The sequence below is a fragment of the Cyanobium sp. NIVA-CYA 375 genome (assembly GCF_056108345.1).
The window spans coordinates 1-23,698 of the sequence record NZ_JBSYHW010000042.1 but is presented as its reverse complement, the minus strand read 5'-3'; the positions used below and the strand labels follow the sequence as shown (position 1 = coordinate 23,698).

At 60.1% G+C, this 23,698-nt stretch carries 27 protein-coding genes, 1 tRNA gene and 1 pseudogene; 17 read left to right on the top strand and 12 right to left on the bottom strand.

Annotation, left to right across the window (positions count from 1 at the left end; all coding sequences use genetic code 11):
• The 6 genes from AC01FP_RS11205 to AC01FP_RS11180 all read left to right on the top strand — a co-directional run.
• A partial coding sequence (locus AC01FP_RS11205; RefSeq protein ID WP_474480262.1) for a hypothetical protein occupies window positions 1-321 on the top strand: 321 nt, incomplete at its 5' end.
• 5 nt (window positions 322-326) lie between these two features.
• A complete protein-coding gene (locus AC01FP_RS11200; RefSeq protein ID WP_474480260.1) occupies window positions 327-938 on the top strand; it encodes a type II secretion system protein in 612 nt (203 codons plus the stop codon).
• A complete protein-coding gene (locus AC01FP_RS11195) occupies window positions 935-1,519 on the top strand; it encodes a type IV pilin protein (protein ID WP_474480259.1) in 585 nt (194 codons plus the stop codon). Before AC01FP_RS11200 ends, AC01FP_RS11195 begins: the two co-directional genes overlap by 4 nt.
• A 744-nt stretch (window positions 1,520-2,263) precedes the next feature.
• The gene (serS, locus tag AC01FP_RS11190) at window positions 2,264-3,541 is read left to right on the top strand and encodes a serine--tRNA ligase (RefSeq protein ID WP_474480257.1); all 1,278 of its coding nucleotides are present in this window, start codon (window positions 2,264-2,266) and stop codon (window positions 3,539-3,541) included.
• Between the two features lie 48 nt (window positions 3,542-3,589).
• Window positions 3,590-3,784: a hypothetical protein gene (locus tag AC01FP_RS11185; RefSeq protein WP_474480256.1), complete on the top strand. Its 195-nt coding sequence runs from the start codon at window positions 3,590-3,592 to the stop codon at window positions 3,782-3,784.
• Entirely contained in the window at window positions 3,781-3,996 is a 216-nt protein-coding gene (locus AC01FP_RS11180; RefSeq protein ID WP_474480254.1) for a DUF2283 domain-containing protein, read from the top strand. Before AC01FP_RS11185 ends, AC01FP_RS11180 begins: the two co-directional genes overlap by 4 nt.
• Window positions 3,997-4,431: 435 nt before the next feature.
• Here AC01FP_RS11180 and AC01FP_RS11175 read toward each other — a convergent pair whose 3' ends face one another.
• The 4 genes from AC01FP_RS11175 to AC01FP_RS11160 form a co-directional block, all read right to left on the bottom strand.
• A complete protein-coding gene (locus AC01FP_RS11175) occupies window positions 4,432-5,667 on the bottom strand; it encodes an ATP-binding protein (protein WP_474480252.1) in 1,236 nt (411 codons plus the stop codon).
• A gap of 110 nt (window positions 5,668-5,777) precedes the next feature.
• Complete coding sequence (locus AC01FP_RS11170) at window positions 5,778-6,131, bottom strand: type II toxin-antitoxin system PemK/MazF family toxin (RefSeq protein ID WP_474480250.1); 354 nt, start codon at window positions 6,129-6,131, stop codon at window positions 5,778-5,780.
• On the bottom strand, window positions 6,128-6,445 hold the full coding sequence (locus AC01FP_RS11165; RefSeq protein ID WP_474480249.1) for a CopG family ribbon-helix-helix protein: 318 nt from the start codon (window positions 6,443-6,445) through the stop codon (window positions 6,128-6,130). Before AC01FP_RS11165 ends, AC01FP_RS11170 begins: the two co-directional genes overlap by 4 nt.
• A 986-nt stretch (window positions 6,446-7,431) precedes the next feature.
• On the bottom strand, window positions 7,432-8,253 hold the full coding sequence (locus tag AC01FP_RS11160) for a neuromedin U (RefSeq protein WP_474480248.1): 822 nt from the start codon (window positions 8,251-8,253) through the stop codon (window positions 7,432-7,434).
• A 146-nt stretch (window positions 8,254-8,399) separates the two neighbouring features.
• Here AC01FP_RS11160 and rseP point away from each other — a divergent pair, with 146 nt between their 5' ends.
• The 3 genes from rseP (at window position 8,400) to AC01FP_RS11145 (ending at window position 12,116) form a co-directional block, all read left to right on the top strand.
• Window positions 8,400-9,488: an RIP metalloprotease RseP gene (gene rseP, locus AC01FP_RS11155; protein WP_474480246.1), complete on the top strand. Its 1,089-nt coding sequence runs from the start codon at window positions 8,400-8,402 to the stop codon at window positions 9,486-9,488.
• A gap of 56 nt (window positions 9,489-9,544) precedes the next feature.
• Complete coding sequence (gene rpsN / locus AC01FP_RS11150; protein ID WP_474480245.1) at window positions 9,545-9,847, top strand: 30S ribosomal protein S14; 303 nt, start codon at window positions 9,545-9,547, stop codon at window positions 9,845-9,847.
• Between the two features lie 142 nt (window positions 9,848-9,989).
• Complete coding sequence (locus AC01FP_RS11145; RefSeq protein ID WP_474480244.1) at window positions 9,990-12,116, top strand: polyribonucleotide nucleotidyltransferase; 2,127 nt, start codon at window positions 9,990-9,992, stop codon at window positions 12,114-12,116.
• 194 nt (window positions 12,117-12,310) lie between these two features.
• Here AC01FP_RS11145 and AC01FP_RS11140 read toward each other — a convergent pair whose 3' ends face one another.
• Window positions 12,311-13,246 (bottom strand): 3'(2'),5'-bisphosphate nucleotidase CysQ family protein, encoded by a 936-nt coding sequence (locus AC01FP_RS11140; protein ID WP_474480242.1) that lies wholly within the window; start codon window positions 13,244-13,246, stop codon window positions 12,311-12,313.
• On the opposite strand from AC01FP_RS11140, the gene rsmI reads away from it, so the two are divergent.
• Window positions 13,245-14,153, top strand: a complete 909-nt coding sequence (rsmI, locus tag AC01FP_RS11135) for a 16S rRNA (cytidine(1402)-2'-O)-methyltransferase (RefSeq protein ID WP_474480240.1) — start codon at window positions 13,245-13,247, stop codon at window positions 14,151-14,153. The genes AC01FP_RS11140 and rsmI overlap by 2 nt on opposite strands.
• Before the next feature lie 40 nt (window positions 14,154-14,193).
• Window positions 14,194-14,433, top strand: coding sequence for a hypothetical protein (locus AC01FP_RS11130; protein WP_322764081.1), 240 nt, complete (start codon window positions 14,194-14,196; stop codon window positions 14,431-14,433).
• A gap of 10 nt (window positions 14,434-14,443) precedes the next feature.
• Here the strand turns inward: AC01FP_RS11130 and AC01FP_RS11125 are convergent, their stop codons facing one another.
• Both AC01FP_RS11125 and AC01FP_RS11120 read right to left on the bottom strand, forming a co-directional pair.
• The gene (locus AC01FP_RS11125; protein ID WP_474480238.1) at window positions 14,444-15,157 is read right to left on the bottom strand and encodes a hypothetical protein; all 714 of its coding nucleotides are present in this window, start codon (window positions 15,155-15,157) and stop codon (window positions 14,444-14,446) included.
• Window positions 15,158-15,207: 50 nt separating this feature from the next.
• The gene (locus AC01FP_RS11120; RefSeq protein WP_474480237.1) at window positions 15,208-15,519 is read right to left on the bottom strand and encodes a hypothetical protein; all 312 of its coding nucleotides are present in this window, start codon (window positions 15,517-15,519) and stop codon (window positions 15,208-15,210) included.
• 10 nt (window positions 15,520-15,529) lie between these two features.
• On the opposite strand from AC01FP_RS11120, the gene AC01FP_RS11115 reads away from it, so the two are divergent.
• From AC01FP_RS11115 to AC01FP_RS11095, 5 genes are all read left to right on the top strand, one after another.
• A tRNA-Arg gene (locus AC01FP_RS11115) sits at window positions 15,530-15,603 on the top strand.
• A 335-nt stretch (window positions 15,604-15,938) separates the two neighbouring features.
• Entirely contained in the window at window positions 15,939-16,154 is a 216-nt protein-coding gene (locus AC01FP_RS11110; RefSeq protein ID WP_474480235.1) for a hypothetical protein, read from the top strand.
• Between the two features lie 17 nt (window positions 16,155-16,171).
• Complete coding sequence (locus tag AC01FP_RS11105; RefSeq protein WP_474480234.1) at window positions 16,172-16,420, top strand: hypothetical protein; 249 nt, start codon at window positions 16,172-16,174, stop codon at window positions 16,418-16,420.
• 346 nt (window positions 16,421-16,766) lie between these two features.
• The gene (locus AC01FP_RS11100) at window positions 16,767-16,910 is read left to right on the top strand and encodes a high light inducible protein (protein ID WP_474480232.1); all 144 of its coding nucleotides are present in this window, start codon (window positions 16,767-16,769) and stop codon (window positions 16,908-16,910) included.
• A gap of 248 nt (window positions 16,911-17,158) precedes the next feature.
• Window positions 17,159-17,395 (top strand): high light inducible protein, encoded by a 237-nt coding sequence (locus AC01FP_RS11095; RefSeq protein WP_474480231.1) that lies wholly within the window; start codon window positions 17,159-17,161, stop codon window positions 17,393-17,395.
• 324 nt (window positions 17,396-17,719) lie between these two features.
• Here the strand turns inward: AC01FP_RS11095 and AC01FP_RS11090 are convergent, their stop codons facing one another.
• Window positions 17,720-18,088, bottom strand: coding sequence for an AbrB family transcriptional regulator (locus AC01FP_RS11090; RefSeq protein WP_474480230.1), 369 nt, complete (start codon window positions 18,086-18,088; stop codon window positions 17,720-17,722).
• 245 nt (window positions 18,089-18,333) lie between these two features.
• On the opposite strand from AC01FP_RS11090, the gene AC01FP_RS11085 reads away from it, so the two are divergent.
• Complete coding sequence (locus AC01FP_RS11085) at window positions 18,334-19,113, top strand: response regulator (RefSeq protein ID WP_474480229.1); 780 nt, start codon at window positions 18,334-18,336, stop codon at window positions 19,111-19,113.
• A gap of 243 nt (window positions 19,114-19,356) precedes the next feature.
• On the opposite strand, the gene AC01FP_RS11080 is transcribed toward AC01FP_RS11085, so the two are convergent.
• From AC01FP_RS11080 to AC01FP_RS11065, 4 genes and pseudogenes are all read right to left on the bottom strand, one after another.
• Window positions 19,357-20,184 carry a shikimate dehydrogenase family protein gene (locus tag AC01FP_RS11080; protein ID WP_474480228.1) on the bottom strand — a complete coding sequence of 276 codons (828 nt, stop codon included), beginning with the start codon at window positions 20,182-20,184 and terminating at the stop codon, window positions 19,357-19,359.
• 551 nt (window positions 20,185-20,735) lie between these two features.
• Complete coding sequence (locus tag AC01FP_RS11075; protein ID WP_474480225.1) at window positions 20,736-22,076, bottom strand: DUF6880 family protein; 1,341 nt, start codon at window positions 22,074-22,076, stop codon at window positions 20,736-20,738.
• A 35-nt stretch (window positions 22,077-22,111) separates the two neighbouring features.
• Window positions 22,112-23,023, bottom strand: coding sequence for a LysR substrate-binding domain-containing protein (locus tag AC01FP_RS11070; RefSeq protein WP_474480222.1), 912 nt, complete (start codon window positions 23,021-23,023; stop codon window positions 22,112-22,114).
• A gap of 112 nt (window positions 23,024-23,135) precedes the next feature.
• Window positions 23,136-23,588 (bottom strand): annotated as a pseudogene (locus AC01FP_RS11065) (LysR substrate-binding domain-containing protein); the annotation flags it as partial.
• Between the last annotated feature and the right edge of the window lie 110 nt (window positions 23,589-23,698).

Genomic DNA, 23,698 nt, shown 5'->3' with positions numbered 1-23,698 from the left:
AAGCCCATTGGTAGTGCGTGTACATCCTCGCAAGACTTTAAACTCGTCGGCAATGCCATCGCGGCCATGTTTGTCTGGGCACCATGTGCAAACACTACCCTAAGTGGCAGTTCAAATTTTGACGGAATCTTGTGGACCAATGAACTTACACTTGGCGATAATAGCACACTCAGATTGGCCATACCTTCAAATCCCGGCACCTGCGTGACCAACCCATCTGCAGTTCCCTGTGAAGTCCTTAGAGATATAGGCGAATTAGATCAGAATTCCAAGCCAATAGACTGGGCAGCAAGGGCTATTAACTTTACTCGTTTCTTCTAGGTCCTGTGCTTTCTCTGCCCCGTCATGTCTATTTTCAAGGTGCTGAGATCTCCTCCAGGGTGGATCAACGCTTTCTTGGAGCAAGAGGATTTTCTCTCGTCGAAGTTCTCGTTTCTATCGCCATACTTGGACTCTTAGGTGCCGGAGTGGCAACAATTCTAGCTGGAGGGAATACGGCCTTAATTAGAACAAGAAGCACTAATCAACTTGAAGAAGCAGTTGATCAAGACCTCGCAAGCATCAAAGATATTGCGTTTAGGATGACATGCTGCTCTGGCTCATGCACTACTGAATCTGGCAGGACATCACCATGCTCCATTGATCCCTCGCCCCCGGGAAACACATATTATCGCCCAGGAAAGCAAAACTATTATTTTCCAGACTCTACTCTCGATGTAAGTGAAACTGCTATTAATGCATTTACAGCCAAATGCAACAACGGGACACTGGTGACAGATTTGGTTTCACTGATCGGAAATGCAAATTTACCGCCGGGAATCTCACGTCAATTTGACACCTCTGAAGCCGCAAGCCATCGCCTTACCATTATATATAGTGGAGCCACTACCTCCCGTTCTTACACACTTGTGCCAACCTTGGCGGCGTGGTGTCCATGATTAACAAGCGCAAACTATCCACTGCTGGTTTCACACTGGCAGAGCTTCTAATTACTGTAGTGATACTAGGCATCCTCTCCACTATTGCGGTGAATGTTTCAGAAGGCGAGGCGGATCGAGCAAAAATCAATACGGCCCAAGTTGCATTGGCCGGGTGGCTTCAGCTTGTACAGAGATCAGCGCTACTCCAAAAATCTCCACAACCTAACCAGGGTGGTTGCACAGTAAACTTTGCCAGTGGGTTCGCCAATCAAGGCAATGGCACACAGATTGCAAGTGTTTCTCCTGCCGCCTGCGCTCCCAACTCAAGCATTCTACTCGATATACCAAATCTTGGAAGCTCAAGGCTATCAGCAGCCTTCACTAATCAATCTACCATATTTACCCCAAGGGGCACAAGATTCGTGTTCATTAATACTAGTGCTAATGCGAATCCGACCACCCAAATTAAATTTTTAATTAGTAGATCTTCACTCCTCCGATGCATTCGCATCAGCGGATTGGCTGGTGTTATAGAAATTGGTAGCAGAGGTCCCGGCTCAACCTTGGCCAACGAGTGCTCAGACTACACGCGTATCTAAGACCAATAATGAACCCAGCTGCTTCTAATCACCTCATAAAATTTGCCCTAGGCCAGTTCAAGAGAAATACAAATTCAGAAGGGGTTACATTGGTTGAGTTGCTGGTTGCAGCATCGCTAATTCCGATTACAGTTCTCTTAGCCTCTCAAATCTTTACTTCTCAGGTCAGCAGTGAGCGGTCCCTTCTTGCTGCCCAATCAAGTGAAAACTTACGCAGTAGACTCTCGTTTTTAATCGAGAGCGACATATCAGATGGCGAAGAAATTCTAAACTCAAGCGACGGCAGATGCCCCGCGCTTGCGGGCAAGATTTTTTCAGTCAGATCCCCATTTCTAGATAGCTCGGGGCTTCTGCAGTATGCGTGCATTACTTATGCCCAGTCAGACGGCAATCTCATAAGACTTGGCCCCCCAATACTCCGCAACGGATCCTTAGACTTTCAGGCCGATCCGTTATCTCAACGGGTTGCAACCGGCGTCACAATCTCCAATGCAGTAATAAGCTCGTCCAATGTCAGTGTAAATTTTGATCTCACCATACCAGGGTTCTTAGGCGGCGCTCCTCGAACATTTTCACTCGCTTATGGCTCGAAGAATTTTAGAGTTGGAACCTAAAAGCCAGATCATTGCTCCACCCTGCTGATGGTGCAGCCAGCAAGTTATGGCTTTGAGAAGGGTTGTCCGCACTGGGCGGTGATCGATCCGCCCGCCCCTTAGGCTGCCGCTCGCCTCCCTACCCCGCCCCGTGCTCGACCAGCGCCTCCTGCGCGACAACCCTGAGCTGATCACCACCCAGCTGGCCCGCCGCGGCATGGAGCTAGACCTTGCTCCGCTGCAGCAGATCGCCCGCCAGGAGCGCGATCTTGAGGAGCAGCGCAGCAACCTGCAAGCCGAGGGCAACCGCATCGGCAAGGCCGTGGGCCAACTGATTCAAGGCGGATCTGCGCCACACAGCCCCGAGGTGCAGGCCCTGCGCGACCAGGGCAACGCCAGCAAGCAGCAGGTTGCCGGCCTCGAGGAGCAAGAAAAAGCCCTGGAGCAGCAGCTGCGCGAGGCCCTCTCAGCCCTGCCCAACCTGCCCTCACCCGAAGCGCCCGACGGCCGCAGCGAAGCCGACAACATTGAGATCAAGCGTTGGGGCAGCCCCCGCAACGAAGCCGGTCTGCAGGAGCATTGGCAGATCGGCGAGCGGCTGGGGTTGTTTGAATCCGAGCGCTCCGTGCGGATCGCCCAGAGCCGCTTCATCACCCTGCTGGGTGCTGGCGCCCGCCTGGAGCGGTCCTTGATCAGCTTCATGCTTGATCTGCACACCGCCAAGGGCTACCGGGAGGTGATGCCGCCGATCCTGGTGAATTCCGCCAGCCTCACGGGTTCGGGCCAGCTGCCCAAATTCGCCGAGGAGAGCTTCCGCTGCGCCGACGACGACCTCTGGCTCACCCCCACCGCCGAGGTACCCCTCACCTCCCTGCACCGCGACGAGGTGCTTCCTGCCGAGCAGCTGCCGCTCAAATACGCCGCCTACACCCCCTGCTTCCGCCGTGAAGCCGGCAGCTACGGCCGCGACACCCGCGGCCTGATCCGCCTGCACCAGTTCAACAAGGTGGAGCTCTACTGGTTTTGCCATCCCGACCACTCCGCCGCCGCCCACCAGCAGATCACCGCCGACGCGGAAGCCGTGCTGGAAGCCCTCGAGCTGCCCTACCGCAAAATCGAGCTCTGCACAGGTGATCTTGGCTTCTCCGCCGCCCGCACCTACGACCTCGAGGTGTGGCTGCCCGGCGCCGGCTCCTACCGCGAGATCTCCAGCTGCTCGGTGTGCAACGACTTCCAAGCCCGCCGCTCCGCCATCCGCTTCAAAGATGGCAAAAACACCCGCCTGCTCCACACCCTCAACGGCTCCGGCCTCGCCATCGGCCGCACCATGGCCGCCCTACTCGAAACCGGCCAGCAGGCTGACGGCTCCGTCAAGCTCCCCGCCGCCCTGGTGCCCTACTTCGGCGGCGACACGATCGCTGCGGGGTGATGGGGATGGTCGCCACCCCAGCCCTCTGCTTGGACATTCAGTGCTTCGATGAAAACAACGGCCTACTTCCGCGATGTGGTGAGCCTGAAGCACCCAGGTATCGAGGAGGCCTGGATACTTCGGGTATTGGAGGCCCCCCTTGAAGACAGAGAGACCATTCACAACGCTTTTTTTGATCGAGGTTTCCTCAGAGCACTCAACCGGCAACAGTCTTCCTCCCCCGCCAAGCCCCCTGCTGTATGAAAATCCGCTACTTCCCAGATACCGACACCCTCTACATTGAACTTGCAGATCGGGTGAGCAGCAGCTCAGAAGCCGTGAGCGACAACCTGATCGTTGACTTTGATGAGCTGGGCATGCCAGTGGGCGTGACCCTTGAGCATTATTCCCAGATCAGCGACAGCAGCACGATCGAGACGTTGCTGCCGATGAGTCCCATCCTCCAGCCAGCCTGAGGGACGTTCGCCTGCGACGGCTCCGGCCTAGTGCCCTACTTCGGCAGCGACACGATTGGTGGGGGGTGATGGCGGCGTCATGCAGCTCGCCGGACAAGGTTCAAGCGATGGAATTGCTCTGGGCTGAGCTGTCCAAGACTCCTGAACAGGTTGCTTCACCCGCCTGGCATCGAGCTTTCAAAACTGGGCGTCGGCCATGGCCGAGTTAAAGGCGGAGATGCATGGATATCAGGCTCCTTGACGGCGCTGGGGTCGATCTAGGCGGTTCTTGATTGCCGGAGGGAGCCCAGTTGGATCCGCAGCCGCCTTGGCGAATCACTGTCCACAGATCCGTGACCAACCGCCCAGTAGCAGGACGATGGATCAAACCCAACACCTGAGCACCCAACTGGAAAGGATGCAGCGCCTCGTGGATGCCGACAGCGGCGCCGTCCGCTACGGCCCAAGGGCACCGACCGGCACCACCACAACCCCATCGGGCCGGCGATAGCCATATCCCTTGCCGCAGATCACGGCCAGAAACGCCGCTGACCCCGAGCGTTGGCTGTCGATCTGGTCTGAGAAGCGCTTGAGGTTGGCGGCGGCCTGGTCAACCTGCCCCTCGCCGAGCTTGATCTCGATGGCGCCCCAGCGCCCATCGCGCAGCTGCACGATCGCATCCGCCTCCACCCCGTAGTCATCGCGGTAGTGCAACACCTCTCCTTCCAGGGGTTGGCTGAGCACGCGCAAATCGCGGATCACGAGTGATTCGAACAACTGCCCAAACCACTCAAAATCCTCCAGCAATCGCTCCGCAGCAGCCCCGCTGGCCGCCAGCGCCAGCGATGGGTCGACGAAATGACGTTTTGGGGCCTTGCGCAGCCGCGCCCTCGAGCGCAGATGGGGAGCCCAGGCGGGCTGATCTTCGATCACCATCAGCTGCTCTAACGCCTGCAGATAATCCGTCACGGTGCGCTCGTCTAGGGCGACATCGGCGGCCAGTGTTGAGAGCCGGGCCTCAGTGGCGCAATGGCGCCCGAGAGAGCGCAATAGTGCCCCCACTCTCGCTGGATCGCGGCGGCGATCCACTCGGCTGATGTCAACCTGCCGCACCTGCTCGAGGTAGTCGCGGGCGGCCCGGCTCGCCGCTTTCAGGGGCCTGCCCTGCTGCGCGGGCCAGCCGCCGCGCGCAATCAGCGCACCGAGATCCCGCACGCTCAGCCCTGGATCCGCCACGGTCGGCACCTCGCCAGCGAACAGCTGACGCAGCGACACGGCGCCGTTGGACACTCCAGATTCGAACAAGCTCATGGGCCGCATGCGCAGGAACCCGAAACGGCCGGCGCCGGTGTGGCGGCTGACATCTTCCGCCGGCACCGCTGAGCCGGTGAGCAGAAACTGGCCGGGCTGCTCGGAGGCATCGACAGCCCTGCGCACCTGATTCCAAAGCTCGGGTGCCACCTGCCACTCATCCAGCAATCGCGGCCTTGCTCCTTCCAGCACCAGCCTCGGCTCCACCGCCAAGGCCTGCCGCGCGGCCTGGTCGATGTCGAGCAGCACGCGGGAGGCGGATTGCTGCGAGGCCGTCATCGTCTTGCCGCAGGCCTTAGGCCCTTCGATCACCACAGCACCTGCGGATCCCAACAGCTCCCGGAGTTCGCCATCCACGATCCGGGGGCTATAAGCAGGCACTCAGGCTCACTGATGCAGGTAACACCGGCATCTTAATGCGGTAAATGCGGAGCTTCTAATCCGGTTTTTGCCGGCATCGTGATGGGGCTTTTGCCGACCAGCTGGGTGATTCACGGCTCAGGATCAAGGCCCAGATACAGGCACAAGCCTGCGTCAATGGCCTCAAGCTCTTCTGGTGACACCTCGCCGTAGCGCCTGCGGACGCGTTGCTTGTCGATGGAGCGCAGCTGATCCACCAGGGCTGTCGATGGCTTGGTGAGTCCGCTGGATCCAGGTGCCAAGGCTGGATAGAGCGCCCCTTGGGCAGGAGTGCCTGTGACCGGCACCACCGCGATCAAGGGAAAGCGCTGGTTGCAGTTCACAGCCGCGTCGCTCACCACCACACAAGGCCGGGTCCCCTGTTGTTCATGGCCCAGCGTTGGCTCCAGGTCAACAAGCACCAAAGTGCCTCTAGCCAGGTTCATGACACTGGTTCTTGCCAGCCTTGATTGGCGCTCCAGCGCAAGGGCAGGCCTGCGGTGGGGTCGAGCAGATCGCTGTCTTCTGTGGGCAGCGCCTCAGCCCAGGCCTCCAGCCCCAAAGCGGCGGTGGCCAGGCTGTCGGGATGGGGTTCGTCGAGTGATCGCAGCAGCTCCAGGTGCCGACGACGCTTGAGCTCATGACGCACGGCTTCTGTGATGAAGCGACTGCGGTTGCGCTCGTAGCGATCAACGCCAGCAACTAACTCCGCCGGCATCGTCACCGTGACGCGCTCGAAAGGAGATGACGCGACGGCCATGGTTGATATGACGCTAAATATGATCATACCCGCTCGCGGCGTAAAGGGAGGCCACGGCTCAGTAGCTGGGGTGCCCAGCTAAACGGCAAACATCTGCAAGGTGGCACCACACATGGCCGCGTGTTGCGGATCTCCTGGATCACCAAGCCCACTCCCCATCATCAAAACTGGTGGCGGTGGGCTCATCCAGCAACCCTTCTGGGGGTGCTGATCCGTTTGCGAGCCGTCAAAATCACCCTGGGGAATCAGTGCTTCGATGAAGACAACGGAACCTGCACCATGAAAATCCGCTACTTCCCAGGTACCGACACCCTTTACATCGAGCTTGCCGATTGGGTGAGCCTGTTGCCGATAAGCCCCGTTCTTCAGCCAGCCTAAAAACCATGCGCCCGCAACCGTTCAGGGCTGATTCAGCGCCTGGCGCAGCGGTGCATCGTCGAGCCTGGTCAGAGGCGCACCGGGCTTCATTAAGCCCCTGCTCCGCTTGGCGGAAGCGCGGCACGCTCAACTTCTCCCGAAATGCAATCAACTTATCCGCCTCATCTGGGTGGCGATCGGCATATTCATAGGCAGCCTGCCAGGTGCGCAGCAGTCGGGCCAGATCGTCGCGGTGGTGCAATGCAAACAGCGGATCGGGGTAGTCGCGCGTGTCTAAGCGCAGGCCCTGCTCCGCCGCCAGCAGTTGCCTAAAGCGTGGTCGCCTCAACTACTTAGGAAACAAAACTGGAGCTGGGCCTGGATCGTGACTTCACCAACAGCGCAATCACCAACAGCGCAATACTGATCAATTTTAGACAATACGAAGCAGGCGGGTCCTATGGGTCATAAGAACCATTAACTGAAACGCAACCAATTGGTTTCGCTGCTGCCGCCACAGCTCGGGTTCGGCGGGGAACACACGGCCGCAGTGAGTGGACTTAGCCAAGACTTAGTTCAGCTCCAAAAGTGCATGGCGCCCCCTGCGCCCGCGAGCGATGCCGCCCCAGCTACTTAGGAAACAAAAACTGGATTTGGGCCCGGATCGTGACATCACCAAAAATGTCGGGCTTCACCACATTGGCGTAGGCCTGCAGCGAGGCATTGATCGGTTGCTTGCCAATGCGAAACAAGCGACCCACGCCGCCGCCCACCGGCAGAATCCACTGGTCACCACTGGCCGCCCGCCAGTTGGCGGTGACGATCGGCGCGGTCACCAGATACCAGCCTTGGCGCAGGTTGTAGTTGATGAAGGGCTGCAGCAGGAAGGCGCTCACCGAGCTGCGATCGCTATCGCCCGCAAACGACCAGATGTTGTTCACCAGCGCCCCAGCCACCCAGGGGCCCTTGCTGTACACCGCCACCGCCGCCGGCCCCGCAGACCACTTGCCCCGGCCCAGGCTGCTATCGCTAGCCGTTGGTAATACCAGCGTGGGGCCAAAACCAAAGGTCCAAGCGCCCCTGCCCTTGGGCACGAAGAAGAAGCTGGGATTGAGATCGCCAATGCCATTTTGATTGCCCGTCGCCGTGGGCTGGCTCAACACCGGCAGAATCGTGCGGGTCACCAAAGTGAGATCTGGGCTGAGCGAAAACGGCACAACCGGCTGAATATTGAGCAGGCTCTGGGTTTGGTTTTCATTGGGCCCAATACCCGGGGTGAGGTTGTACTGAAACGGAACGCTGACCAAATTTGCGACAGGGTTCTGGGCCTCTGCCGCCAGTGCCTCGGTTTGGGCTTCTTGCTCTGCCGGTGGCTCTGCTGGTGCGGGTTCTGCTGCTGCGGGCAGTTGCAGCAAGGTGGCGCAGAGCAGGGCACTCAAGAAGCGGGTCATATGAGTAAAAACAACTACTGCTGAGGCGGGATTTTAAGGGGGGGCGCTGCTGCTGCCACGGCCCTGGTTCGGCGCCTAGACGTGCCTACCGCCCCCTGTCCCCAGGCAAACCCAGCACAATGAGATGCATTATCAGTAGGGCCTGGATGGGCGTTCTCACAGCACTGGCGATCCTGGCGGGGCTGATCGTGGTGCACGAGGCGGGGCACTTTTTTGCCGCCACCTGGCAGGGCATCCGCGTCAGCAGCTTTTCGATCGGCTTTGGCCCGGTGCTGTTCGAGCGCCAGCGCCGCGGCGTGCAATTCGCCCTGCGGGCCATTCCCCTGGGCGGCTTCGTGGCCTTTCCCGATGACGATGAAGACAGCCCCATCCCCAAAAACGACCCCAACCTGCTCAGCAACCGGCCCCTGCCCCAGCGGGCCCTGGTGATCGCCGCCGGCGTGCTCGCCAACATGCTGCTTGCCTATGCAGTGCTGCTCGGCCAGGGCCTGGTGCTTGGCATCCCCGCAGGTTTCAGCGCCAGCCCCGGCGTGCTGGTGAGTGGTGTGCAACCCGGCCTAGCCGCCGCAGCTGCCGGCCTTCACCCTGGCGACCGCATCTTGAGCCTCGATGGCAATGATCTTGGCGGCGGCCAGAGCGCCGTGGTCGCCTTGGTTGATCGCATCAAGACCGCCCCCGACCAAACCCTGCGCCTCGCAGCCGAGCGCAACGGCCAAACCTTGCTACTAGAGCTCACTCCGGCCGATCTCGGCGGCATTGGCCGCATTGGCGCCCAGCTGCAACCCAATGGCACCGAGGCGTTCCGCCCCGCACGCACCCCATTGGAGCCCTTCCGCCAGGCCAACCACGACTTCGCCGCCCTGACCAGCCGCACCGTGGGGGGTTTCGTGACCCTCGCCACCCACTTCGGCGAGACCGCGGGCCAGGTGTCGGGCCCGGTCAAAATTGTGGAGATGGGGGCGTCCCTGGCCAAGCAGGGCGGCAGCAGCTTGTTTATCTTCACTGCCCTGATATCGATAAACCTGGCAGTGCTCAATGCCCTGCCGCTGCCCCTGCTCGATGGCGGCCAGTTTGTGTTTCTGCTCCTAGAGGGCCTGCGGGGTAAGCCCCTGCCCGAGCGCTTTCAGATGGCTTTCATGCAGTCGGGTTTCGTGTTTCTGGTGGGCTTAAGCGTGGTGCTGATCGTCAAGGACACCTCCCAGCTGCCGGTGGTGCAGCAGCTGCTTGGGCGCTGAGCCTCACCACCGCAAGGTAAGCTCGAAAGCACTTATCCGATCGCAGCCCAGGCCGCATGGCGAAAAAGTCAATGATTGCGCGTGATGTCAAGCGCAAAAAGATTGTTGAGCGCTTCGCTGTTAAGCGCAATGCCCTCAAAGCAGCATTTGAAGCCGCTGCTGACCCCATGGAGCGCCTGGAAATTCACCGTAAAATTCAGGGTCTACCCCGCAACAGTGCTCCTAACCGCGTGCGCAACCGCTGCTGGGCCACTGGCAAGCCCCGCGGCTATTACCGCGATTTCGGCCTGTGCCGCAATCAGCTGCGCGAACGGGCCCACAAAGGTGAGCTACCGGGAGTGGTTAAGTCTTCTTGGTGATTAGCCAAAGATTCCAAAGGCGCCTACGGGCGCTTTTTTATGGCCACGCAACCCCATAAACCCGATAAAAAGCGAAGGATGCCCCAGTGGCAACGGCCAAAATGCGAGAATGATCACTGACAACAACAGGACATAAGCGCACGTGCAAGGACAAACTCAGTCGATCTCCTTCGATGGTCGGGAGATCCGGCTGACCACTGGTCGGTTCGCCCCCCAGGCTGGGGGTGCGGTGATGGTTGAGTGCGGTGATACCTCGGTTTTGGTCACCGCCACCCGCTCCGGCGGTCGCCCTGGCATCGATTTTCTGCCCCTAACCTGCGATTACGAAGAGCGTCTCTACGCCGCCGGACGCATCCCCGGCAGCTTTTTCCGTCGCGAAGGCCGTCCATCTGAGCGGGCGATCCTCACCTGCCGCCTGATCGATCGGCCGATCCGGCCCCTCTTCCCCAGCTGGATGCGCGACGACATCCAGATCGTGGCCACCTGCCTATCACTCGATGAGCGAGTGCCACCCGATGTGCTTGCAGTAACCGGCGCCTCGATGGCCGTCCTGCTCGCTGGCATCCCTTTCTATGGCCCGATGGCCACCGTGCGGGTTGGCCTGCTGGGCGACGACTTTGTGCTAAACCCCAGCTTCCGCGAAATTGAGCGCAGCGAGCTGGATCTAGTAGTGGCAGGCACGCCCCAAGGCGTGGTGATGGTGGAAGCCGGTGCTAATCAGTTGCCCGAACAAGACGTTATCGAAGCGATCGACTTCGGCTACGAAGCGGTGTGCGAACTGATCAAGGCCCAGCAAAACCTGCTCAAGGAACTCGGCATCGAGCAGGTGATCCCCGAGCCCCAAGTTATCGACGCCACCCTGCCCAACTTCCTTGAACAGGAATGTGCCGGCGGCATCGGTGAGGTGCTCAAGCAGTTTTCCCAGACCAAAACCGAGCGCGACGGCAAGCTCGACGCCATCAAGGCTGAAGTCAGCGAGAAGATCGCCGCCCTTGCCGAAGACGACCCGATCCGCTCCGCCTCCAGCGGCAAGGCCCTAGGCAACAGCTACAAAGACCTCACCAAAAAGCTGATGCGCGCCCAGATCCTCCAGGAGGGCAAGCGTGTCGATGGCCGCAACCTTGATGAAGTGCGGCCGATCAGCGCCGCCGCCGGCGTACTTCCCAAGCGGGTGCACGGCTCAGCGTTGTTCCAGCGCGGCCTCACCCAGGTGCTTTCCTGCGCCACCCTCGGCACCCCGAGCGACTCCCAGGAAATGGACGACCTCAACCCTTCCACCGAGAAGCACTACCTCCACCACTACAACTTCCCCCCTTATTCCACCGGCGAGACCAAGCCGATGCGCTCCCCCGGCCGCCGCGAGATTGGCCACGGCGCCCTAGCCGAACGGGCGATTGTGCCCGTGCTGCCCAACAAGGAGTCCTTCCCCTACGTGCTGCGCGTCGTATCGGAGTGCCTCAGCTCCAACGGCTCTACCTCGATGGGTTCGGTGTGCGGCAGCACCCTCGCCTTGATGGATGCCGGCGTGCCCCTCAAGGCACCAGTGAGCGGCGCCGCCATGGGCCTGATCAAGGAGGGCGAGGAGGTGCGCATCCTCACCGACATCCAGGGCATCGAGGATTTCCTCGGCGATATGGACTTCAAGGTGGCCGGCACCGAGAAGGGCATCACCGCCCTGCAGATGGACATGAAGGTCACCGGCCTCAACGTGAAAACGATTGCCGAAGCCATCCAGCAGGCCCGCCCCGCCAGGCTGCACATCCTCGAGAAAATGCTTGAGGCGATCGACAAGCCCCGCGACACCATGTCGCCCCACGCCCCGCGCCTGCTCAGCTTCCGGATTGATCCGGAACTGATCGGCACCGTGATCGGCCCAGGCGGCCGCACGATCAAGGGCATCACCGAGCGCACCAACACCAAGATCGACATCGAAGATGGCGGCATCGTCACTATCGCCAGCCACGATGGCGCCGCCGCCGAGGAGGCCCAGCGCATCATTGAAGGCCTCACCCGCCGCATCAGCGAAGGCGAGGTGTTCAGCGGGGCCGTGACTCGCGTGATCCCGATCGGTGCCTTCGTGGAGATCCTGCCCGGCAAGGAAGGGATGATTCACATCTCCCAACTCTCCGAAGCACGGGTTGAAAAGGTGGAAGATGTGGTCAACGTGGGTGATCAAGTAACCGTGCGCGTGCGCGAAATCGACAACCGGGGCCGCATCAACCTCACCCTGCGCGGCGTGCCCCAAAGCGAAGCCCCAGCGCCGGAGTGATTGCAAGGGAGGGCTGCTAATTGGCCCTTTCAAAATTTGGCCCCAAGCACCTAAAGCCGGACCCGCGGGACCGGCTTTTTATTGGATATCAGCGCCTGAATGAGGGCCAACAACTATTTTTAGGGCCGGGCTAAGTCCTAGCTAAGTCCACCAGCAAAAAACAACCACTCCCCCCAGCCAGCACCCACTAGCCCTCAAACAACAAAACCGGGATCAATCACACCCAGCGCCGTCGCCACCTTTTCGCACAGCTCGGCATGGGATGGGCCGTGGCTGGCGATTAAACAGCCGGCCTGGCGTACGTCACCGCTGTTGTAAGCCAGGGCGCGGCCATCGGCATGGCTGAAGGCGCCACCGGCGGCGCGCAACACCGCCTCAGGAGCGGCCATATCCCAATCCTTTGGGGCGCTCTTACCCGACAGGGAGATATAGAGATCCGTCTCACCGCGCAGGATCGTGGCCACCTTGCCGCCGACGCTGCCGATCGCCTTGGTGTCGCCCAAGGCCAGGGCCACCAGCAGCTGCTCGAGCCGCTGGTCGCGGTGGTTGCGGCTGGCCACCAGCACCAGCTCACCTAGATCACGCCTGCCACTAAGCCGCACCGGGCTGCGCTCGCCCGCTCGGCATTCGCACCAGGCCTCTCCTGCCGAGCCCGCCAACCCTGGCATCACGCCCAGCCACAGCTCCTCCAGCACAGGCAGCAGCACCACCCCCAGCACCGGCTCGCCGCCGTGCACCAGGGCCAGGTGCACCGCATATTCGCCCGTGCCCTGCAGGAAGTCTTTGGTGCCATCGAGGGGATCGAGGATCCACAGCCACTCCGCCGCCAGGGGCTCGCCTTCTGTGAGCTGCTCCTTGGCGGTTTCCTCGCTCAGCACGGTCCACTCAGCCGTGGGGAAGGCTGCGGCCAGGCCCTCTAGCAACCACTGGTTCACGGCCAGATCCGCCGCACTCACCGGGCCCTCACCGCCCTCATCCACGCTCAACGCCGGCGGGAAGCCATAGGGGGGCTGCTCGCCGCGGCCATAGGCGAGCAGGATATCCGCCGCGCCCCAGCTCAGCCGCCGCAGCACCACCAGCAAGGCTTCGAGCGCAATGCCTGAGGGCAGGGGGAGGGCAGCCGGCATCATGGGTAGGCAGGGTTCAGCATTTTGCAGGAGCCCACCCCAAGCCGTGCAAGCCCCCGAACCCGCCCCCGGCGTGCTCTACCTGGTGGGCACCCCCATCGGCAACCTGGCCGACCTCTCGCCCCGCGCCCGCCAGGTGCTCGCCGGCGTGCAGCGCATCGCCTGCGAAGACACCCGCCGCAGCGGCCTACTGCTGCATCAGCTCGGCCTGCGTCAAAAAGACCAGGGGCCGCGGCTGGTGAGCTTCCACGCCCACAACCAAACCGCCCGCATCCCCGAACTGCTCGCGGCCCTCGCCGCCGGCGAAGCCCTGGCCGTGATCAGTGACGCCGGGCTGCCGGGCATCTCCGATCCCGGCGAGCTGCTGGTGGCGGCCGCCCGCACAGCTGGGCAAAACGTGATTTGCATTCCCGGCCCCAGCGCCGTGACCACCGCCCTGGTGAGCAGTGGCTTGCCGTGCGGCCGCTTCTGCTTTGAGGGCTTCCTGCCGCCCAAGACCAACCAGCGCCGCCAGCGACTGCAGGAATTGCAAGCTGAGCAGCGCACCATGGTGCTGTTTGAAGCCCCGCACCGGCTGCTCGATCTGCTCGACGATCTACTGGCGGTGCTGGGGGATCGGCCCCTACGCGTCGCCCGCGAACTCACCAAAAAGCACGAAGAGCAGGTGGGCCCCAGCGTGAGCGCAGCCATCGAGCACTTCCGCCGCACACCGCCCCAGGGGGAATGCACCCTGGTGTTGGCCGGCGCCCTGCCGCCAGAGCCCCTGGCCTGGGATAGCGCTGCCCTCAGCGCCGAGCTGCAGGCGCTGCAGCAAGCCGGCCACAGCAGCAACGCCGCCGCCAAGCTGCTGGCCGAGCGCACAGGCCACAGCAAGCGGGAGCTCTACGCCCTGCTGCACCAGGAGCCCTGACCGGGCAGACTGGCGCCAGAGCGGTCCCCTGTTCCCCTTGATGGTCGTGCGCCTGCGCCTGCTTGCATCCAGCCTGCTGGGCGGTGGCTTGCTGCTAGCGATCCTCTGCCTGGGTGCTCAAAACCTCGACCAGCGCCCCAGCCTCAACCTGGGCTTTGCCCGCAGCACCCCGCTGCCGGCCGGTTTTCTGGTGGGCATTGCGCTAGTGATTGGCGTACTCAGTGGCGGCTGCAGCGCCGCCCTGCTCGCCCCCCGCAACGAGCAACTGCCTGGCGATTAATTCCCGGCGATTAACTGCCTGGCAGGGAGTAGAAGCTGCCCTCCAGCACCACCCGGCTGATGCCCTGGGCAATCAGGTAGGGCGCCGTGCGCTCCAGGATGCGGGTGTCTGGCACCTTGATCACCCGCTGGGTGCGGCCGCAGTGGCGCTTGGCCTGGCGGGGATTAGCAAACACCATCAGGGCCTGGCGCTCCTCTTCGCCAGCAGGTAGCTCACCAAGTTCGGGGAAGTCCTTGAGCGGCTTGGCCTGGAGCTCCACTGTTTTGTCCACCAGCATGTAGACGCTGGCAGGAAGCGGTGAATCCGCCAGCGGCTGGCATTGGGCCGGCTCGCCAACGTGATGCACCAGCAACAGCGGCACGGCCACAAACTGATCGGCTAGGTCTTCATCAGCGAAATCGAGATCATTGGCGTCATCGCCAAAATCATCGGCGTCATCGATTGCCAGCACCGCATGGTCATCGTCGTCGCTGGTCGGCTCTGGCAGGTCAGGCTCAGGGGGTTCATGCTCTGATGCAACTAGTTCTGGGTCAACCTTGAGCGGGCGGTTGCGTTGCTGCTTGAGCTGCTCGTATTCAGCTGGCTCCAGCCCAGCCTTCACCACCCGGCTCACGGTGTTGGTGCTGCAGCCATAGGCCTCTGCCAGCTCGGCGCTGCCTTCACCAGCGCGATAGCGGGCCACTATTTCGATCTTCTGGCTGTCAGTGAGCCGGGTGGCAGCCATGGGACGGGTGTTGCGCAGCAGGCCAGTGTAGGCCGATAGAGCCCGCTGGTTCAGGGGGTTGGTGGTTTGACGTTCGGGCAGCTGGCACCGTTGAACTTCGAGGCGATGCGCGCTGAGCCCTCCTGATAGATCGTTTGGGCTTTTTGGGTATCACCCGCAGCCTGGGCGGCACTGAGCTTGCCGGCAAATATGCCGCAGGCTTTTTCCAAGCTCACCGCCTGGGCGCCCAAGGGCGCCGCAAGGGCCAGCAGGCCAGCAGCAGAGAGCAGCAGGGCGAAACGCATTTCAACAAAGATCACTGCCCCCACTTTGGCGCCTGGCCTGGGCCGCAGTTGTGAAGCCCCCACCTGCTGAGCGATCATGGCAAGGTCTGCTCCCTTAGCTCAGCCGGATAGAGCAGCTGCCTTCTAAGCAGCCGGTCGTTGGTTCGAATCCAACAGGGGGCGTTCAAGAAAACCAAGCGGTGTCAGGGGTTTAGGCCAGTCACCGCGGGGGCTTTGAGGAAAGGGGGAATTGCCCCATCTGGGCCTGGCGCACCTGTGTGGCTGGCCCAGATGGGCAGTAGCTCAGCCAGTGAGCCGGTGGTGCTGGGACCCAACAGCATCATCGACCTACCGGAGGGAGCCAGCTTCCGGTTCGTCGAGATCCAGTCTTTACGGGCATTCTCCCCAAAAACTAAGAGTTGACAGCCAATGACGCCGCTGCTCCCCAGAGAAGAACCGGAATCCATGCACCCACTCAATAGGTCGAGGGGACTTCATTCGCCACCTCAGCCCTGCCAGTGGAGCCTATGCTGGGCAATTGGGACTTTAATAGAGTGAATAAGGAAGCAATCTTACACGACTACAAGCAAAAACCTGGTGCGTTCATCCCTGAATTTGTCGCCTTGGATGATCTTGTGGATATTTATCTAAACAACCCTGGTTTCCACTCAAGCTTCGAGGACTTTATGGAAGAATGGCAAGAGGAGGACAATGCTGTAGAATGCGAATTCTAAACAAGAACTAATTTCATTTGGATATCCCTCCTCAAGAACTTAATCCAAAGTGGTTTAAAAGTCACCTGCTTGACCGCTCGGTTGAGCTTCAGGAGCTTTACGATTTGCCTCAAGGGGAGCTAGATTTAGTAATGGCAGAGGCTGCCGAGGTCAGGACTGATGTAGTCAATCGCGACCGCAACCATGGCAAGTGGTGCACCGCCGGCTATTTCCTGGAATTGGCGAAGATCATTAGTGAACGGCGATTCGCTCAGCTTGATCGCTAATAAGGCTGCAAGACAGAAGAAAAAGACAACACAGACTTTTCTGACTATGGATGCCAGCGAGTTGGCAGTATCACCAATGAGCAAAAGGCCCTGAGTCGATCGCCCCACCTCGCGGTGCGCTCAGCACAACCGACCAGCTTGGGCGAAACTCCTACGCCGACGACCCCAACGAAGGGATTTACCTGTCTGCGAGGCACTCCGCACCAGCTGCTGAGGAGGGCATGGAATCCCTGGGCTGACCGCAGGTGTAGTACCCCCACCACCGCCAAAACAGCCAGGCGGGAACCCGCCATAGCCGAGCCCCCTTCACATTGCGTTACAATTCACGCAACATTCTGAAACATGCATGACTGACTCCTCCCCCCGCTTTGGCTTTGTCGCCTTCGCCGAGACCTGGAACGGCCGCCTGGCCATGCTCGGTTTCGTGATCGGCCTTGGCACCGAGTTGCTTACTGGCCAGGGCATCCTTTCCCAGATCGGGCTCGGTTGATCGCGATGGGTACCGACTACTCCATTGCCATCACTGCCGTTGTCGCCCTAGTGGCGCTGCTCACCGGCATGACCGTCTTTGTGCTCAGCCGCCCCAGCGACCTCGGCCGCACCAGCCTGCGATGACAGCCACCCTCACCCTGCTCCTGTTTGGTGCCTGGCTGATCAGTGCCCTAGTGCTGCAGCCAAATATCGCCGACTGAAGCCACCATCTTTCCGCTTACCTCCCCACCACCGCCGATAACCCCCATGACCAACACCCCCGCCAGAGACCAGTCGCTCAATAACAGCGCCGAACAGCTGAACCTCATGGAGCAGCTCAAGCGAGTTGAACTGTTTAACGGCCGCGCCGCCATGCTCGGCATCGTCATCGGCATCGTGGTGGAAGGTCTCACCGGCTTTGGCATAGCCCACCAGATCGGCCTCGGTGCCTTGGTGGATGGCTACGCAGCCTGCCGCACCCAGTTCCTGCCCTTCTGCTTCTGAGCCCCTGCTCGGCTCCAGCGCCCGTGCAATAACAAGCTCAGTCCGGTGTCAAACACCACCAGATCACCGACTCCAAGCCGCACAGTCTCTCCAGTTCAGAACTGGTGTTGCCTATCCATGCGCGGCTGATTGCCCGAGCAACCGTCCAGTGGCGTGGAAACCATTGGAACGTTGTGTGATCAGCATGGCATCTGATGCTCTATATCGACACCTGGGTGGGCACCAAAGCCCCGAGCCAGGCGCCGGGTCTGGAGGCGCAGCTATTAGGGGCAGGCGGCAAGCGAGTCAGCAATTAACTGCTGCGCTGGCTTAGCGGCACCTAAATCACTCCTCTTCAGCGCTGCCCAAGGGGATCAATTTGATTTGCTTGCGGCCGAGCTTGATCTCGAACTCATCACCGGGATGTAGGTCGAGCACGGCGGTGTAAGCCTTGCCCACCATGAGATTGCCGTTAAATTGGATTTTGGTGGTGTAGCTCAGCTTGCGGCCACCTCTGCCAGTTCCCCGACCGGTGCTGTCGGTACCCAGGTTGACCCCCTTGGCATTTAGCAGTGCCTCATAGAAGGCGGTGAAGTTGAGGCGCTCGCCGCCATCCTTTTTGGTACTCACATAGCCGCATTCCCGCACCAAGTCCGACTTGGAGACATCGCCAAGCTCCTTGACTTTGGCGAGCAGCTCGGGGCCAGTAATCATAGGTCAAAAACGATATCTACTCTAAGAAGATACCAGCTAGATCACCACTGTCCAGCTCCAATGTATTTGTGGTGTGTCCTCAGTGCCTAGAGATCAATCGGTGAGGGGTATTTGTTGGCCAAGGTTGGGGGGCTACCCATCCCCGGCGAACGGGGCAGCTGCTTATGTGACGATTCTTTTTCGTAATCCGCGATCAATTGCAATTCCTCCTAAGCCTTGCCCGATCCTGCGGCTCGTTCACTTTCTTGACCCCAGAATGTCGCGTCCATCCCATCCGAATTTTGATTGCAGATGACGAAACGAACATCCGGCGCATTCTGGAGACGCGGCTGCGCTTAGCGGGCTTTGAGGTGGCTGCGGCAGTCAATGGCACTCAAGCTCTTGAACTCTTTCGCAGCTTTGAGCCTGATGCGCTTGTTCTTGACGTGATGATGCCAGAGATTGATGGTTTCGCCGTGACCGAGCGGATCCGAGCTCAATCAGAAGTGCCGATTATTTTGCTTACCTCTTTAAGTGATGTAGGAGACCGCGTCACTGGGCTAAGGCTTGGCGCCGATGACTACATACTCAAGCCATTTAGCCCTAAAGAGCTTGAGCTACGTATTCGCTGTGTCATGAGGAGAAGCTCTCCATCCCTGCGCAGTAGCGACCAAGGAAATAATTCTGTTAGCCACAGCCCCGCAAGCAGTCATTGGCTGATCGCAGGTAATTTCAGAGTAGATCTAACTCGTCGCAAAGCCTATCGCGGTGATGAGCGCATCCGCCTTACGGGAATGGAATTTAGCCTGCTTGAGCTACTGATCAACCGAGCGGGAGAGTCAGTCAGCCGCCTGGACATCCTCGAGCAGGTTTGGGGGTACAGGCCGACGCAGTCAAACGATAGTCGAGTAGTAGACGTTCACATATCACGACTGCGCGCAAAAATAGAAGAGGATGTCGACAATCCCGAGCTGATCCTTACCGCACGGGGTAAAGGGTACGCATTTCAGCGTGCCAACCAGGAAGAAAGGGTAATCAAAGCATGAGGAAGGCAGCACAGTTAAAGCGCCACTAACTTCCAGCTCAAGGAGCCGCCTGCTGCTCGATCGCAGTGCGCACTGCCATGCAGTCACTGGTGTGTGGAAGGCGATGTTGCCAGTTGGATGAGCGCAACTGGAGCGGTGTAGCTCGCTCAACAACAACCCCGACGATTAGCCATGTGGGGCACAAGCCCCCATCGGCTGCGGCGCCGAGGTTTTCGGATGGGAGCATTGCCCCATTTGCCTGCCTTATTCGCCAAGCGCTGCAGCGACGGCCTGCTGGAACACGGCTTCCTCGGGGCTGATGCCAGTCCAGCGCTCAAAAATCTGCATAGCCAACTGCACAAGCATCTCCACTCCATCCACCACGCGGCAGCCATGGCTGCGGGCCGCAGAGAGGAAAGGAGTGATGCGGGGATTGGTGATCACGTCCACGGCAATGCATTGCGGATCCACACCAGACCAATCCAGGGGAGCAGATTCAAGCTCTGGAGCACAGCCCAAGTGAGTGGCGTTCATCAGCAGACTGGTCCCCTTTGGCACCACCAGCGGTGCCTGCCAAGACTGCCAGTGGCAGGGCACACCACAGACTCGCTGCACCACCTCAGCCACCTCGCGGCCCTGCTCCTCTCGGCGCGTTATCAAGGTGAGCTGGGCGGCTCCGGCCCACGCCATCTCAACGGCCATAGCCCGGCCCGCTCCTCCAGCTCCGAGCATCACTACGTGCTGACCGCGCAGGGGCGCCACCTTTTCGATCGCTTTGACAACTCCCTTACCGTCGTTGTTATGGCCAATCAGCCTGCCCTGCTCGATAGTGATGTAGTTGGCAGCCCCGATGGCTCGCACGTCATCGTCAACGTCATCGAGCATCGGCATCACGTCCACTTTGTAGGGAACAGTGATGCCCACGCCGCGGTAACCGAGTGGAGCCAGAGCAGCGATGGCAAGGGCCAGATCCTGGACGCAAGAGATGTCACTCTTCCAGAATTGCCAGAGCAAGCCGTAGTGGCTATAAACCGCATCAAACATCCGATCGATCGGGTTCTCAGCCACCGGATGCCCGAGCATCCCGGTCATTTGCTTCTGAGGAGGAATCATCGCTTGAAAAGTCTTGCTTGCTCCAGCCTGCTGCCAATAGACGTAGTTAGCCGGCTTGCAATGCGGAGCCGTTACGTGGCAGGCAACTGACCCATCTGCTGCTTGGCGTCACACACCCTGACGACCTCAAGACTAGGGCCACGCAGCGGACAAGTAGCGACCAGCACCCAATTCGAGCACTGCTCTCTACCCACTGAGTCAATTATGGTTAAAAAACAGTTGGTTCGCAGCCATTTAATGACCCATCCGAATTCAGCGCGCGAAAATCAATATCTGATTGCCTTTGCCGAGCCTAAAGTTGTTTTACGGCACCCCTTGACCGCCCTGGTTCATGCCTGCAAAACCAATCCATTTTTAAGCAAAACCATATATCCCGCATGCCTCTTATAGACTTAAATTCCTGACTGTACGGCTTCTATTTCAAGAACCAATCATGGGGTAGCGAGGCTAACTCCAATGAAAAGCACAAGTGGATGTTGCTTGAACTTGGCGTAGGGCGTTCAGGGCATGGAGCAAGCCTGCCCAGAACCTCAGCGCTCGACTAGGGACCAGAAGCTCCAGCGGCCGCCAAAGGCTTCCCGGATGCGACCCACGAAGCTCTCATGGCGCTCCACGCCCTGCCAAGCGTCGATGCCGGCGGCCAGCAGCTCACAGCTGCGCAGGTGCTCGGCGGCATGCCGGTAGCGCTTGCTGCGGCCAGCGGATAAAGCAAACACCAGCATCGCCCGCAGCAGCACGGTGGCGGCTAGCGGCTGGTCGGCGCTGAGCCGCTCAGCTGCTGGGGCAAGGATTTCGTATGCCTCACCATCCCATTCGGGCCCGTGGACGAGCACGTGGCGCCCAGCCCGCTGCAAGGCGGGCCAGCGCACCAGAAAGTCGAGGGCCAGCAGGCGCATGGGATGGCCTTCTGCCACCGCAAAGGCCCGCTCCTCCGCCTCTACATCCTCAAAAGCAGCCAGCCGTTTGAGGTGTTCAAGCAGATGGCTGATCGAGAGAGTTTTGGCAAAACAAGACCAACGCAACTGCTGGGCGTCGTCGTTGCGGCCCAGTGACTCGAGCACGGCGATGCGGGTGTCGTCCCACTCGGGGGAATGCCAGGCGGCCGCCCCCGCCGCAGCGCCATCCAGCACTGCCAGAGCCTGCTGGCTGCGGCCCGCCTGCAGCAAATGGCGAGCCACAGCAGCGGCGGTGGGGGGCCAGGCCAGCTGCTTGGCATCAAACTGGGCCAGATAGCCATCCACATCACCCAGGCACTCAGAGATCTGCAGCAGTGCAGGATGACCATCGCAGGCACCTTGAACCCGGCAGCCTTGCTCGAGATGTCGCAGGCCCAGATCACCAAGGGCTTCGGCCGCCGCCGGGATCAAGTCATCAAACTGGCCATAACCGTTTTCGAACACCAGCTCCAGTAGCTGCTCGGCCAGCACTTCAGCTGGCAAGGCGGCCGCGCTAGCAAGGGGTCCTAGGTCAAGCACCGCCCGCTGAAATAAGCCGACCACGGTGCCGGTGCTGTCGGAGCACCGAGCCAGCACACCATCGGCCAACTCGAGAAAACGCAGCAGCAACTCCAGCGCCAGCGGCGGATCTGCGGCGGCAACTGGTCCGGCAATGGCCTGGTGCTGGGCCTCCAGCTCAACCACTAAGGCCCTGCGTTTACGGGAATCGACAAAGGTGGTGGCACGGGCCAGGGCTGCCAACCGTTTGCGCACCTCCTGGGCCGCTCCTTCAGCGCCCTCAGCCGCTGCTAGCGCCAGCCGCAAGCGGCGCTGCATCACCGCATTGCCAGCACTCACCTCAATCAACAATTCAGCCAAGACGGCCGCACCGAGGCCTTCTAGATTTTTGGCATTGAGGGTGCGCTTGGCAGCCATCGCTCTGCAAATAGGGCTGACCAGGCTCAGGCTAATCAGCGCGTTTCAGCAGCAGCACTCGGGTGCTCGAAACCGTCTAGCAGCTCCATGTCTGGAGCGGAGCTGGCCAAGAGCTGCAAGCGCCTGCGGAGGTCTGCCAGCAACTGCAGCGTTTGGGGTGCCCGCTCGTATTGCCTCTGCACCAGCAAGGCATCGCCGACCTGCAATGGCAGCTGCAAGGGCAGCACCCTGCAGGAGCCTCCATAGAGGTGTAGAGAAAGTGGGGTAGCAAAGCCAACCATGAGGTCCTCACTATTGGGTTGCCCAAACCACGAAGAGTTCCTAATTCGCTCTGAGGTGCCGGCATTCCACAAGCCACATGCTTCCAAGGCGGCCTGAAATTTGGGAAAGGCGCCATCAGGAAACGGCAGGCATTGATAGCCGGTCACATCGTCAAAGGTCACCTGTTCACCAAGCTCAAGCAACGGGTGGGACTGCTGGACCACAAGCCACATCGGCATCCTGTTCAAAGCAATGCAGGCGATGCTGGGGTCAGTGGCAGCTGGAACATCAGGATAGGAAGCCAGCCAGGCATCAATAACTCCGTCTCTCAACAGCTGCAGCGGCCTCTCGTATTCTTGAAAGTGAAAGCCTCCGGCAGTCCAACCGGCAGGAGCCGGCGAACAAAGCAACGGGCCAGACCAGTGCTGCGCCTCCAGGCGCAAAGGCCCACCACGACTCCAGCGCACCACTTGGTGCACCCCGCGTTCAAGGTTGAGCAGCGTCACGTCCCCCTTGATCTGCCAATCGGGCCCACGCCGCACCAGGGATACGCCAAACACCTCAGCGCACTTGCGACTCACCCGACTAACCGTGGGCTGACTAATTTTCAGCTTGGTCTCAACCTGGTGGCCCGTGCGCAACCAAAGCAGACCGTCTAGAGCGGCGAGGCAATCAAGTTCGACCACCTCTCTCAAAGCATAGTCAAGCAATATTCTCACAAAAAAGCAAAAACACCAAGTCGATGTAACGAATTATCCAGAATATTCAGTTTCTGCATAATTAATATTTTTAGCTGATTTAAAGCAGCTGAATATCAGCATGGCGTTCAGCCAAGCAGCCAAGTCGGGCAAGCAGCAAAGTCTGCAAAGCCAACAGGCGAGGATGGTTGACGAAATTTCGGTGGCAAACCAGCACCTCCCCAGAACTAAAGGGCAGCTCCAAGGGAAGCCTGATTAAATCACCGCCAGATACTTCCATGCTGAGCGAAGTGGCATAGCCAATGGTGAGCTCCACCTCAGTTTTACCCTCCCACATTTCACGTCGATAGCGGGACATGCGCACATAGTCATTCCACAAGCCGAGCTTCTTTAGGCAAGCCTCCACTTGGGGATAGGAGCCTGCGGGCAAACCAAGAGTGGGGTAGTGGGCAAAATCAGCAAATGAAAGCTGGGCTTGATTAACCAGAGGATGGCCTGGGCTGACAACAAAGAAGACCGGCATCTTCGACAACGCAATCGAGGTCAGCTCGGGGTCGTCGGCAGGGGGGCAATCGGGTAGGCCACTGGTAACCGTTCACGGGGCGTGCCGGCCTGACCTTGACATGACATAGGCAGTCACCACTTCATGATTGATGCGCAGCT

Coding starts and splice junctions, on each gene's coding strand:
- AC01FP_RS11195 (WP_474480259.1), top strand. CDS start 935: ATGATTAACAAGCGCAAACTATCCACTGCTGGTTTCACACTGGCAGAG.
- AC01FP_RS11185 (WP_474480256.1), top strand. CDS start 3,590: ATGAAAACAACGGCCTACTTCCGCGATGTGGTGAGCCTGAAGCACCCA.
- AC01FP_RS11180 (WP_474480254.1), top strand. CDS start 3,781: ATGAAAATCCGCTACTTCCCAGATACCGACACCCTCTACATTGAACTT.
- AC01FP_RS11170 (WP_474480250.1), bottom strand. CDS start 6,131: ATGAACCTGGCTAGAGGCACTTTGGTGCTTGTTGACCTGGAGCCAACG.
- AC01FP_RS11165 (WP_474480249.1), bottom strand. CDS start 6,445: ATGGCCGTCGCGTCATCTCCTTTCGAGCGCGTCACGGTGACGATGCCG.
- AC01FP_RS11160 (WP_474480248.1), bottom strand. CDS start 8,253: ATGACCCGCTTCTTGAGTGCCCTGCTCTGCGCCACCTTGCTGCAACTG.
- rseP (WP_474480246.1), top strand. CDS start 8,400: ATGGGCGTTCTCACAGCACTGGCGATCCTGGCGGGGCTGATCGTGGTG.
- rpsN (WP_474480245.1), top strand. CDS start 9,545: ATGGCGAAAAAGTCAATGATTGCGCGTGATGTCAAGCGCAAAAAGATT.
- rsmI (WP_474480240.1), top strand. CDS start 13,245: ATGGGTAGGCAGGGTTCAGCATTTTGCAGGAGCCCACCCCAAGCCGTG.
- AC01FP_RS11140 (WP_474480242.1), bottom strand. CDS start 13,246: ATGATGCCGGCTGCCCTCCCCCTGCCCTCAGGCATTGCGCTCGAAGCC.
- AC01FP_RS11130 (WP_322764081.1), top strand. CDS start 14,194: ATGGTCGTGCGCCTGCGCCTGCTTGCATCCAGCCTGCTGGGCGGTGGC.
- AC01FP_RS11125 (WP_474480238.1), bottom strand. CDS start 15,157: ATGGCTGCCACCCGGCTCACTGACAGCCAGAAGATCGAAATAGTGGCC.
- AC01FP_RS11120 (WP_474480237.1), bottom strand. CDS start 15,519: ATGATCGCTCAGCAGGTGGGGGCTTCACAACTGCGGCCCAGGCCAGGC.
- AC01FP_RS11100 (WP_474480232.1), top strand. CDS start 16,767: ATGACTGACTCCTCCCCCCGCTTTGGCTTTGTCGCCTTCGCCGAGACC.
- AC01FP_RS11095 (WP_474480231.1), top strand. CDS start 17,159: ATGACCAACACCCCCGCCAGAGACCAGTCGCTCAATAACAGCGCCGAA.
- AC01FP_RS11090 (WP_474480230.1), bottom strand. CDS start 18,088: ATGATTACTGGCCCCGAGCTGCTCGCCAAAGTCAAGGAGCTTGGCGAT.
- AC01FP_RS11080 (WP_474480228.1), bottom strand. CDS start 20,184: ATGACCGGGATGCTCGGGCATCCGGTGGCTGAGAACCCGATCGATCGG.
- AC01FP_RS11075 (WP_474480225.1), bottom strand. CDS start 22,076: ATGGCTGCCAAGCGCACCCTCAATGCCAAAAATCTAGAAGGCCTCGGT.